Origin of the sequence: Photobacterium iliopiscarium (assembly GCF_003026395.1) — a bacterium.
GTDB lineage: Bacteria > Pseudomonadota > Gammaproteobacteria > Enterobacterales > Vibrionaceae > Photobacterium > Photobacterium iliopiscarium.
On sequence record NZ_PYOO01000008.1, the window covers coordinates 113,199 to 125,356 of the forward strand.

General features: G+C 37.5%; 13 protein-coding genes. 5 read left to right on the forward strand and 8 right to left on the reverse strand.

The window, feature by feature from the left end; genetic code table 11:
* The first annotated feature begins 122 nt into the window (after window positions 1–122).
* Window positions 123–404 carry a hypothetical protein gene (locus C9J51_RS12890; protein ID WP_045039854.1) on the forward strand — a complete coding sequence of 94 codons (282 nt, stop codon included), beginning with the start codon at window positions 123–125 and terminating at the stop codon, window positions 402–404.
* A 111-nt stretch (window positions 405–515) separates the two neighbouring features.
* On the opposite strand, the gene C9J51_RS12895 is transcribed toward C9J51_RS12890, so the two are convergent.
* Genes C9J51_RS12895 through cyoA form a run of 8 tightly spaced genes read right to left on the reverse strand, consistent with a single transcriptional unit; the run spans window position 516 to window position 7,084 of the window.
* Window positions 516–1,016 carry a hypothetical protein gene (locus C9J51_RS12895; RefSeq protein ID WP_045039855.1) on the reverse strand — a complete coding sequence of 167 codons (501 nt, stop codon included), beginning with the start codon at window positions 1,014–1,016 and terminating at the stop codon, window positions 516–518.
* Between the two features lie 14 nt (window positions 1,017–1,030).
* Complete coding sequence (locus tag C9J51_RS12900; RefSeq protein ID WP_045039856.1) at window positions 1,031–1,534, reverse strand: copper chaperone PCu(A)C; 504 nt, start codon at window positions 1,532–1,534, stop codon at window positions 1,031–1,033.
* 9 nt (window positions 1,535–1,543) lie between these two features.
* Entirely contained in the window at window positions 1,544–2,164 is a 621-nt protein-coding gene (locus C9J51_RS12905) for an SCO family protein (protein ID WP_045039857.1), read from the reverse strand.
* Complete coding sequence (gene cyoE, locus C9J51_RS12910; protein WP_045039858.1) at window positions 2,161–3,078, reverse strand: heme o synthase; 918 nt, start codon at window positions 3,076–3,078, stop codon at window positions 2,161–2,163. Before cyoE ends, C9J51_RS12905 begins: the two co-directional genes overlap by 4 nt.
* Before the next feature lie 13 nt (window positions 3,079–3,091).
* A complete protein-coding gene (gene cyoD / locus C9J51_RS12915; RefSeq protein WP_045039859.1) occupies window positions 3,092–3,460 on the reverse strand; it encodes a cytochrome o ubiquinol oxidase subunit IV in 369 nt (122 codons plus the stop codon).
* Window positions 3,460–4,104: a cytochrome o ubiquinol oxidase subunit III gene (cyoC, locus tag C9J51_RS12920; protein WP_107237493.1), complete on the reverse strand. Its 645-nt coding sequence runs from the start codon at window positions 4,102–4,104 to the stop codon at window positions 3,460–3,462. The genes cyoD and cyoC overlap by 1 nt, the downstream gene beginning before the upstream one ends.
* A gap of 15 nt (window positions 4,105–4,119) precedes the next feature.
* Window positions 4,120–6,207, reverse strand: a complete 2,088-nt coding sequence (gene cyoB, locus C9J51_RS12925) for a cytochrome o ubiquinol oxidase subunit I (protein ID WP_045039860.1) — start codon at window positions 6,205–6,207, stop codon at window positions 4,120–4,122.
* The gene (cyoA, locus tag C9J51_RS12930; protein WP_045039861.1) at window positions 6,197–7,084 is read right to left on the reverse strand and encodes a ubiquinol oxidase subunit II; all 888 of its coding nucleotides are present in this window, start codon (window positions 7,082–7,084) and stop codon (window positions 6,197–6,199) included. The genes cyoB and cyoA overlap by 11 nt, the downstream gene beginning before the upstream one ends.
* An 886-nt stretch (window positions 7,085–7,970) precedes the next feature.
* On the opposite strand from cyoA, the gene C9J51_RS12935 reads away from it, so the two are divergent.
* From C9J51_RS12935 to C9J51_RS12950, 4 genes are all read left to right on the forward strand, one after another.
* Window positions 7,971–8,405 carry a DUF6789 family protein gene (locus tag C9J51_RS12935; protein WP_045038058.1) on the forward strand — a complete coding sequence of 145 codons (435 nt, stop codon included), beginning with the start codon at window positions 7,971–7,973 and terminating at the stop codon, window positions 8,403–8,405.
* A gap of 203 nt (window positions 8,406–8,608) precedes the next feature.
* Window positions 8,609–9,148, forward strand: coding sequence for a redoxin domain-containing protein (locus C9J51_RS12940; protein ID WP_107275206.1), 540 nt, complete (start codon window positions 8,609–8,611; stop codon window positions 9,146–9,148).
* A gap of 216 nt (window positions 9,149–9,364) precedes the next feature.
* The gene (locus tag C9J51_RS12945; protein ID WP_045039862.1) at window positions 9,365–10,330 is read left to right on the forward strand and encodes a LacI family DNA-binding transcriptional regulator; all 966 of its coding nucleotides are present in this window, start codon (window positions 9,365–9,367) and stop codon (window positions 10,328–10,330) included.
* A gap of 92 nt (window positions 10,331–10,422) precedes the next feature.
* On the forward strand, window positions 10,423–12,156 hold the full coding sequence (locus tag C9J51_RS12950) for an alpha-glucosidase (protein WP_045039863.1): 1,734 nt from the start codon (window positions 10,423–10,425) through the stop codon (window positions 12,154–12,156).
* Window positions 12,157–12,158: the final 2 nt, after the last annotated feature.

Genomic DNA, 12,158 nt, shown 5'->3' on the forward strand with positions numbered 1-12,158 from the left:
GAGTGGAATTATATTAAATCTCAAAATTTGAGTATTAATATTACTTTTTTATGATAGAGACATTTTAAAACTTTAGGCTTATAGTCAATTCCAGATATTTAAGATAATTACCGAGGCGTATCATGAGCTTAAAAATCAAATGTGAACATATGGAATTAACTGATTCAATTAAATCATCAGTTGCTGGTTATATCGAAGAAATGATGGTTATCGATCCTGAATTTAAACATATTCATGTTGATATTATCAAAGAAGATACAGGTTATGCTGTTGATTTAAAAATGGATACAGAAGAGTTTAATAAAGTAAGTGCTAAAGCTCATAATGTAAATTTAGATGAGTGTATGAAAGAAGCATTTTTCCATTTTGCAAAAGTAATTGAAAAGAAAGAGGCTCACCAATAATAGGTGGCGCGAACAAGAATAAAGAAAAGGCTCTTATTTGAGCCTTTTTTATTATGTATTAATTGGTTATTTTAGAATATTAAAATTGTTAAAATAAAAAGAGAATACAGATTAATTATTGATTACTTGACGGGTTGTAACTAAACAAATATCAGGTAATTGATCAGTTAAAAAAGCCTGTTTGCCTTTAATACGTTTACTATTTAAAACGTAAGTTCTGTCATTGAGTTTGCCTTGAAAATCCCATTTACTGAATGCTTCGTGGCGTGCATCTGAACAAGATGTTTGTAATACGTAACTTTCAGTGACCGATGTATCACAACCTCCCGCTATATTTTTTATACCGTGAAAGGTGACATGGCTATCACGATCTCGATAGCTGGTTACTGCTAGCGCATTAAAGAGGTGAACATCAGTAGGCTTATCATTATAAGATAAAATGCGATGTGGATTTGTCTTTAATGTTACTTCTGCTAATTGTATTAATTCACTCGAACAAGGGTTGTTTAAATGTTTTACCACATTGTCCATTGATGTTTTGGCATTAACTGGCGCGATTAATACACTGGCTAATAAGCAGAAACTGGCAACTAAAATATGTACACCTTTCATACACTACCCCCACATTAATACTTTTTAATTGGCACGACTAAAAGCTGTACATCGAACTGTTTACCATTGTCTTGTTGCATGGTTACGGTGATCACTTGATTTGGTTTAAGATCTTGTTTGACACCCATAAACATTAGATGATATCCCTTGCTTGCAAGAATTAGGTTGCCATTAGCAGGGATCTCAAGTTTATCCACTTTACGCATTGCCATCGTATTATCACGCATAAACATACGGTGAAATTCTGTATGTTTAGCAATGGCAGTGCTTGCGCTAACGAGAGTGATTGCTGTATCTCCATTATTGATGATCTTCATGTAGCCAGCGCTAACACTCGCGCCTGGGATCGTGGCTTTTGCGGTTGCATTTTCAATCGTTAGTACGGCATTTACTTTTTGAACCTCAGTGTAGTTTTGCTGAGATTGAACATGGTTGTCGGCATGAGTTACATCCGCTGCAAAAGCCGTAGCATGAAAACAACTCATTAATAATGCAAGGTACAAGGCACTTCTTTTCATTGTTATCTCCTATTTTTTAGCAATGGTTTTTTCATAAATACGTTCAATGCCCGCAGCTAATTCGACTGGGGTCGTGTTGTGGCTCATCGCTCCCACTAGCTTGCCTGTGTCATCAATAATGTAGAAACGTGAAGAGTGATCGACGGTATAGCTTAATTCAGATGATTCCATATCAACAATGTCAAAATAAACACCATATTGTTTCGTTAAAGCGTCTATTTGTTGGTTGGTACCGGTTAAGCCAATAACACGATCATCGAAGTATTTAGCGAATTTATTTAATGACACTAAATTATCGCGTTCGGGATCGACACTGACGAATAATCCTTGTACATGTTGATAGGTTGCAGGTAATAAGCGTGAAAAAGCGGCTGATAATGTTCCCATAGAAGAGGGACAGACTTCAGCACAGTTTAAAAAACCAAAATAGAGCACCACAATATTGCCTTTAAATTGATCAAGGCTGACATTGCCGTTAATACTGTTTAGTTCAAATGGACCGCCAAGATCTTTTAGCGGTTTTACATTCTCACCAACAGGGGTTGTGGTGTTATAAATATAGCTTCCCATTAAGGTAGCGAGAAACAGAGCGCCAAAAAGAAGCACTATTTTAGTTGGATTTTTGGTCATGAATGCTGCTCCATTATTACAGCTGGAAGTGCATTAACTTGATAGTTTTCGTCAAGACTTTCAGATGAAAAATCCAGTGATATCAAGGTGCAAAATACCATGATGTTAAAAATAGAGCTTAACAGCATTTTTTTACCCCACTGAGCATTAGGGACTTTTTGATAACCCACTTTGGCAATATACAGCCAATGTAAGCTCACTAATCCCATTCCTAATGCATACCAGCTACCCACATAGCCAAGGTAAGTTAGTGTTAATGCTGCCATCGCAAAGGCAATGATATAACCAATGATATGGTAACGTGCGCGAGCAATACCGATTTCAACAGGTAAGACAGGAATTGAGGCTGATTTATAATCATCGAAACGGTAAATCGCAATCGCGTATGAGTGCGGAATTTGCCATAAACAAAAAGTAATAAACAGTATTGCCGCACCGCTATCAAATTGCCCTGTTACAGCGCAATAACCGATAACGGGAGGACAAGCGCCTGATAAGCCGCCAATTAAGGTACCGTGAATTGATTTACGTTTGAAATAGAGGCTATATAAGCCAACGTAAACTACAAAACCAAGCACACCAAACTGAAAGGCGACGGTGGAAGTGTATTTATAAAGTGTAAAAAAACCGCCAACGCATAATATTGTTGCCCAAATTAATGCATAAGAGATGGGAACAATTTTTTTGACTAATTCACGCTCACAAGTACGTTTCATTAATTTGTCGATATCTATATCGATGACATTATTGAACACGCAACCTGATGCGACAATCAAGGTGGTACCAATACAGACAGCTAAGAGTAATACGCCATCAATATTGCCTTGAGATGCCAGTAATACACCACCGATGGCTGCAATGAGATTGCCACCGATAATGCCCGGTTTGGTCAGTTTCAGATAAGGTTTAATCATAGAACCTCCTTGATCAATGACCCATTAGCATGTTGTGGTTTAAGTGATCCATGATCCACAACGAACCAATAAGAATAATAGCCACAATAACGACCACGAATACAGCTGACGACGTATTCCACATTTGTTCCGATGAGGTGTTCATATGCAAGAAGAACACCAGCTGGACTAATATCTGTGCAACAGCGAACATCATGATCACACCAATAATAAATTGGGTTGAACCGACGCCAGCCATCACCATTGCAAAAGGTACAATGGTTAAAATAATAGAGAATACTAGCCCTCGAACATATTCTTTTACGCTGCCGTGAGCTTGGCCGCCTTGACCATGCGCGGTTGAATGTTCGTTAGTCGAGTGTTGGTTAGTTGAATTGCCCATTACAATACTCCCATTAAGTAAACCACACTGAACACACAGATCCAGATAACATCAAGGAAGTGCCAGAACAAACTTAAACAGGCTAAACGTGTTTTATTCTCTGTAGAAAATCCGTCCCGTTTAAAATGGAACACCAATACAATCATCCACATTAAGCCTGCAAAAACGTGGAGTCCGTGAGTGGCAACTAAACCGTAAAATGCTGACCAGTAGGCACTACTATGGAATGTCGCGCCTTCACTAGTAAAATGATAGAACTCATACAGTTCCATAATTAAAAAAGACAAACCAAGCCCAAACGTAATGGCTAACCATTTGAACATACCTTTAATGTCTTCATGGTTGGCTTTGAGCATTGCCATGCCGAATGTAAAACTACTAAACAGTAACAGTGCCGTTTCTGTTAATACAAAACCAAGATTGAACAGTTCCTTAGGTTCAATTAAGCCAGCAAAGCTATTTGAATAAACAGCGTAAACTGCAAATAAAGTACCGAATAATAAGCAGTCACTAAGGATGTAAATCCAAAATCCAAAAATAGTATCGCCAGCATAGTCGTGATGGTCATGATCAACGAGTTCATGACTGTCATTAGACTGAGCAGGAACATTGAGATTGAAGGTGTCTTTTACTTCTGTAGTCATCATTGCTCTCGCCCCTTATGCTATGGAATCAGCTGGTTTTAGATCGGATGGATCGAAATCATCATCATCTTCACCATCTTTGTGTTCAGCGGTCTTCTCACCGCGTGCTTTAGCAAGATGTTTACGTTCAATTGCTTCCACTTCAGAGACTTCAACATAGTAATCTTTACTGCGCTGAAAGCTGTAAACGATCCAAGAAGCAATCATGCCAATGGTTCCAGCAATGACCATCCACCAGATATGCCAAATGAAAGCAAAACCAAACATTAATGAGAACATACTGATAACCACACCTGCCCAGGTGTTTTTAGGCATATGGATTCGCTTATAACGTTCAGGCTCTTGATAAGCTAAACCATGTTCTTTGGCGTAATAATGCTCGTCACGATCATGAATCTTAGGCAGTAATGCAAAGTTATAAAACGGCGGAGGGGATGATGTCGCCCATTCTAATGTACGACCATTCCATGGATCACCAGTAAGATCTAGGTTCTGTTTTCGATCACGAATACTGACGAATATTTGGTAGAACTGAACCGCAATACCTGCTGCAACAATACAGACACCAAAGGCTGCTACCCATAAATAAGGTGCCCATTCTGGATTATCTGCGACATTTAGACGGCGAGTCATGCCGTTAAAACCAAGCACATAGACAGGCATAAAGGCCACGAAGAAACCGACGGTCCAAAGTGCACATGAGATCTTACCAAGACGTTCATCAAGGGTGAATCCTGTGGCTTTCGGGAACCAGTAAGTAAGTCCGGCAAAGTAACCAAAGAGCGCGCCACCGATAATCACGTTATGGAAGTGGGCAATAACGAATAAGCTGTTGTGTAGCACAAAGTTAGCCGCAGGGATTGCAAGCATTACTCCCGTCATACCACCAATAGTAAAGGTGATTAAAAACGCAATTGTCCACCACATGCTGGCACTGAACTCGACTCGTCCTTTATACATGGTAAACAACCAGTTAAAGATTTTAACTCCGGTTGGAATTGAAATAATCATGGTTGCGATACCAAAGAAGGCGTTAACACTTGCACCTGCGCCCATGGTAAAGAAGTGATGCAGCCAAACGATAAATGACAACACCATAATTACCATTGTTGCCCACACCAATGATGTGTAACCAAATAGACGTTTGCGTGAGAACGTGGCTGTAATTTCAGAGAAAATACCGAAAGCAGGCAGCACCAGAATATAAACTTCAGGGTGACCCCATGCCCAGATTAGGTTGACGTACATCATTTGGTTACCACCCATATCAGTAGTAAAGAAATGAGTACCAACATAACGATCGAGTGTTAGCAGAGTTAAGGTAACCGTTAAAATAGGGAAGGCAAGTACAATCAGTGCGTTGGCACACAGTGATGTCCATGTAAACACGGGCATTTGCATCATTTTCATGCCAGGTGCACGCATGCGAAGGATGGTAACAACAAAGTTAATCCCCGTTAGTAGTGTACCTATACCTGATATTTGCAGTGACCATAACCAATAATCAACCCCGACCCAAGGATTAGCATCCATACCTGAAAGTGGCGGGTAGGCTAACCAGCCTGTTGCTGCAAACTCACCAACAAAAAGGGACATGTTAATTAGAATAACGCCAACAACGAAGAGCCAAAAACTCAAGGAATTTAAAAAGGGGAAGGCAACATCGCGAGCACCTATCTGCAATGGCACGATAATATTCATTAGACCCACTACAAATGGCATCGCAACGAAGAAAATCATGATCACGCCATGAGCGGTAAAGACTTGGTCATAGTGTTCTGGTGGCAGATAACTGGCATCAATGGTAGATGCTGCCTGTTGAGATCGCATTAATATCGCATCAGAAAACCCCCGTACGAGCATCACCATTGATACGATGATGTACATAATACCTATCTTTTTATGATCGACAGAGGTAAACCATTCACTCCATAAGTAGTGCCATTTTTTTTGATAGGTAATTAAGCCTAATAGCCCTAATCCGCCAAGCACTACGGCCATCATGACTGGAAAAACAACTGGATCGGTAAAGGGAATGACATCCCAATTTAATTTGCCGAAAACCGGATCCGCTTCGGCGTATACATCGCCTTTATAGGCCATTTTGGACTCCTGCGTGTTTCTCAATAATGTCTTTAAATTTCAGCGGAGCAACAGAAGCAAAGTATGTCACTGGATGTGGCGTTGTAATTTGCTCGTTGGCATTGGCTGTGAGTTGATCGTAACTATTATTATTTAAAATTTTCTCAGAGGTTTTGACTTTTTTTATCCATTGTTCAAAATCAGCAGCTTTAACGGCATGGGCTTTAAATCGCATGTTAGAAAAGCCATAACCACTATAATTGGCTGATATTCCTCGATAACTGCCTTCTTCTTTAGCCATAAGATTTAAACGGTTTTCCATGCCTGCCATTGCGTAAACTTGGCTGCCGAGCTGTGGAATAAAAAAGGAGTTCATGGCGGTATCTGAAGTGACTAAGAATTTAACGGGGCGGTTAACCGGTAGTGCTATTTCATTGACTGTGGCAATTTGTTGTTCTGGATAAATAAACAGCCATTTCCAATTCATAGCAACCACTTGAATGGTTAATGGTTCTTGATCGGAAACAATCTCTTTTCTTGGGTCAAGTGAGTAAGAGGTTTGGTAGGTGATCCATCCTAATGCTAAAACGATCAAGCAGGGGATAGTCCATACAATGACCTCTATTTTGGTTGAGTGTTCCCATTCTGGCGTGTATTCCGCTTTTTTGTTGCTATGGCGGTATTTATAAGGAAAGTAAATCGTCATAAATAAAACGGGTATGATAATAATTGCCATCAAAAGAACGGATGTGATAATTAATGACGATTGAGCTTCACCAATGCTGCCTTTTGAGTCAAACAGCACCATGTTACTGCTGGTAAAAAGAGTCACCAAAAGTAATACTGCGAGTAATGTAAGCAGGATGATGATCATCTTCTTACTTCGGATTATTTTCATTTTTCCTCCGTGAACTTGATTACTCATAACAAAGCGAAGTAATAACTGTTACTGGATAACAATTCTTTTGTTACCTGATAGTTGTTAATTTGTAGTCATTGTATCATTCTAAATGATGAAAAATACCGCTCTGATATATAATGTTTTATTGTATTTAAGTCATAAAAAAGTATCAAAGAGCTATTTTATTGTCATCTTCAGTATGTTAAATGAACAAAATGTTGCTGTGTTGTAAATTTAATTACTCTATTCTTGATCAAATCAAGCAAGTAATAAAACGCTTATTTCATTAAAATGTATTAAAAATGTTAAAAATTGAACGTAAGTTATACTTTTAAGAATAAATTTTATGATTATTAGGCAAGTTGGTTTTACTGTGGTTGAAAATTAAGCAGAAATGAGACTTTAATCTAAAATGAACCGTTTAGTTTAAAGTTATTGACAAGGCTTACCTTTTGCTTTAAATTAAACTGAACAGTTTAGTTCTGTTTTCGAGTTTATGGTGCTATGTATTCTTTATTAATAAAGACAGTAATAAGTCAGTCCTATTTGATTTTTTTAGTCCGTTAATTATATAAGACGTTATAGAAATATTATTAACACCTTATTATTTAATGTAATTTATGGTTCTATGTTTAATTTATAAATAATGAATAGAATGATTACTCGTTGGCAGAAAGAATAAGATTTTTTCATGTGATATGGCTAAGATTTAGTTTTTTATTCTTTTGAGAATGTTTTTATAATTAATTCTCAAAAGTATATTTATGAAATCTTAACAATCAATTTAATGTTATTAAATGCTTGGTTTAATAGAGATTCAACTTGAATAAGTCATTATACTTATCAAGTCCCAACGATAATTAAGCATAGTAATGGAGGCGATATGTCTAATAGTATTTTTAATGCAAGTAATGTAGTTAAAGCTTTAATTGGTGGTTTTCTTGGTACACTAGCTTTTACCTTAATGGGTAAGTTTGTTGCGCCGCATCTTATTGGACACTCTATGGATGTGGCTGCCATTATTGCCCACATGCTAGGAACGTCTGAGAGTATCGGTCTGATGATGCATTTCATGGTTGGTACAATTGTATTTCCTATTGGTTACTTACTCATTGGGTATAAATATTTACCAGGTCCTGGTTGGTTACGTGGTATTGTATTTTTAATTCCAGTTTATCTTATTGCAATGACCGTTGTTATGCCAATGGCTGGTAAAGGAATGTTTTTTAATAGCGTTCCTATGTCAATGGTTGCTTTAATGGGACATATGGTTTTCGGTCTTATTTTAGGATTGGTTGTTGGTACACCTAAAAAGTAATTAATAAACAGCAGCAGTTGTTATTAATATTATATCCATTATTAATAACAACTTGCCTGGTTATTCTTTTTCACATAAATATTAAATCATTATCTTTGTTATTAGCGTTCATGTTTAATAATGTCCATTTTCATTTGAATATATAAACATGCTTGTTACAAAGAAATGGTGCATATATTAATGATCTCTAACGAGGATTCAATATGACGACTTCAATAAAACTTAATACGGGTGATTTATTCCCAGAAATGCAAGTGACATTACTGGATGGTTCATCTGTTACTTTAGGTAAGCCACAAGGTAATGCAACATGGCAAGCTGTATTTGTTTATCGAGGTAAACATTGTCCATTGTGTACAAAATACCTTAATGAATTAGAAAGCTATAAACAAAAGTTGTTAGATTCGGGTGTTGAAATTATTGCTGTGTCTGCTGACTCAAAACAACAGTTAGAAGAACATATTGAAAAATTAACGATCAGTTTCCCTATTGCTTATGGTTTAACTGAACAACAAATGCAAACATTAGGATTATATATTTCGATTCCACGTTCAGAGCAGGAAACCGATCATAATTTCTCTGAGCCTGCACTATTTGTCATTAATGAAAATGGTGGATTGCAGATTGTTGATCTATCGAATAATCCATTTGTTCGACCAGAATTAGAATCATTAGTTAATGGTATTGGATGGATCCGTAATCCAGACAATAACTATCCTATTCGAGGTACGTTTAAGTACTAAGAATAAAAAACACCAGCCCAGCAAAGGCTGGTGTTTTTCTATTGGTAGCAAAAGAAGGGGATAGATATATTACTAAATCTTTATAATTTTACTGTTGTTATTGAATGGAACTCAGCATAGTTTTATTACTTTTCAATAGATTAACGTTAGTGCTGTATTCTTTGTCAATATATTGTGTACTATAGCGATAATATTGATTATTGTAGTGAAAGTGTTATGGCTCAGAAAATGACGATGGCTGATATTTCAAAACAGCTTGGAATCTCTAAAATGACAGTGTCACGTTATTTTAATGGTGGCTATGTGTCAGAAGAAAATCGCATTAAAATTGATGCGATCGTAAAAGAAAATCATTATACCCCGAATAAATTTGCACGCTCTATTCGTAGTCAATCAAATATTATTGGTTTTATTGCACCGCGCATTGAATCTTACACGACGAGCTTAGTGATTAAAGGGGCGTTAGCGGCGGCAAATGAATCTAATGCTCGAATGTTATTTCATGCTACTGGATTTAGTCATGAATCTGAGCGGCAAGCTGTAAGTGAGTTCAATGGCCTTAATGCATTGGGGACAATTGTTATTGCTTCAAAGCACAGTATCGAAGAACCTTTTTATAAGGGGCTAGAAAATTTAATCTTTATTGGAAAACAAATTTCTGATCATTGTTGCTTATATTATCCCGAACAAGCGGCAATAACGGCACTTGTCTCTCACACCATTCATCAGTTACAACAACAGCAAGCTCCCTTTACGGCCATCCATTATATTTACGATGCGCGTATGCTTTCATTACGTACCCAACTGATGCAATCCACGATTGATCATATTGCTCCAGCTTTACCTCTTTCTTTACAAGCATTAGCTGATTCTGAACAAAAAGAAGCTTATCAAACGGTTACACTACAACCTAATCAAGTTTATTTTTGCGCTACTGACAATATTGCTATTCGTTTGTATCGTCTTGCAAAAGAACAACACCTAAAAATAGGCCATGATATTTGGATTGTAGGCATTGGTGACTATGACTATAGCGACTTATTAGTGCCAAGTTTAACAACGGTAGCGTTTAATTATTATCAAATGGGCTATCAGGCAGTGAAGAAGCTAATCAAGCGTGATTCAAGTTCTTGTGAAGGTCAATTTGAGTTAAAAATTAGAGAAAGCTCTCAATTCATTTAAAAACCTTTTGCATATCACTACATTCGATCTTACCGTATGTGTTATCGGTAACACATACGAATATGCAGTATACGTTTAGTAAGGTTAAATGGATGAATCACCTCAATAATACGTCAGCAACATCGCTTGCGTGGTGGAAAGCAGCGACTGCTTATCAAATATACCCTCGTAGTTTTTTTGACAGCAACCAAGATGGTATTGGTGATATTGCTGGCATTATTACCAAACTGGATTACTTAGCTGAACTTGGTATTGATTTAGTATGGATTTGTCCATTTTATCAATCACCTAATGATGACAATGGTTACGATATTAGTGACTACCAAGCTATTCACCCAGATTTCGGTAGCCTTGCCGATGTTGATCGTTTAATCAGTGCTGCACATGAGCGCGGTATTCGTATCATCATGGATTTAGTGATTAACCATACCAGTGACGAGCATCCATGGTTTATTGAATCACGCCAAAATAAAACGAACCCTAAGCGTGATTGGTATATTTGGCGCGATGGTAGTGCTCCAACTCCGACAAGTCCTACCAATGATCCTAATAATTGGGAAAGTATATTTCATGGCAGTGCGTGGCAATATGATGCTGCTACTGCGCAATATTATTTGCACTTATTTTCTAAAAAACAGCCCGATCTTAATTGGCAAAATCCTGAAGTAAAACAAGCACTATTTAGCATGATCCATTGGTGGCTAGCACGCGGCATTGATGGATTTCGAGTAGATGCTATTAGTCATATTCAAAAGCAACCTAATCTACCATCATTACCTAACCTTAATGGTGATGATTATGTGTCTTCGTTTGATTACCACATGAATGTTGATGGTATTGAGCAGCACTTATATGAACTGCGAGACCAAGCTTTTGCTCCCTTTGATATTGTCACTGTCGGTGAAGCTAATGGGGTAGCGGCACAAGATGCGTTAACGTGGGTTGCTGAACCCACTGAAAACGATAAAGGTGGTGTCTTTAATATGATTTTCCAATTTGAACACATGAAGTTGTGGTCGGAAGAGCAAAATGGTAAGCAGTTTGATTTGGTGGAATTTAAGCAAATTTTAACTCGCTGGCAAAATGCGTTAGAAGGTAAAGGCTGGAATGCTTTATATCTCGAAAATCACGATCAAGCCCGTAGTATTAATACGTTTGCTAATCCTCATTATTGGTATGGCAGTGCCACCGCATTAGCCGCCTGTTATTTTCTAATGAAAGGCACGCCATTTATTTACCAAGGCCAAGAAATTGGCATTGTTAATCATACGTTTACTTCGTTAGATGATTTTAATGATGTGTCGGCTAAAAATTTAATCATTAAATTACAACAGCAAGGAAAAACAGATCAACAAATATTAGATCTGCTAAATCAAGTCTCGCGTGATCATAGCCGTTTACCTATGCAGTGGAATAGTAGTGTTTTTGGTGGGTTTTCAGAGGTGACACCATGGCTGGTTGTTAACCCTAATTACACCGATATTAATGTTGAACAACAACAGCGCGACCCGCACTCGATTTTACAGTTTTATAAACAGTTAATCGCCCTTCGAAAAAATAACCCAAGTTTGATTACAGGTTGTTATCAATTATTACTAGAAAACGATATCAATATTTATGCTTATCAACGTATTGAATCAGATCTAACGTGGACGATTATTACGAATTTAAGTGATCACGATACCAACGTTGATCTTGATATTACTCAGCTAGGGGAACTCATTCTCGATAATCAAACGCCAAATAATGACACCGCCCGTAGTGACTTTATGGCGACACAATTAGCACCAGCTTATGCAGCTTATGTGTTTGTGAAAAAACAATAGTT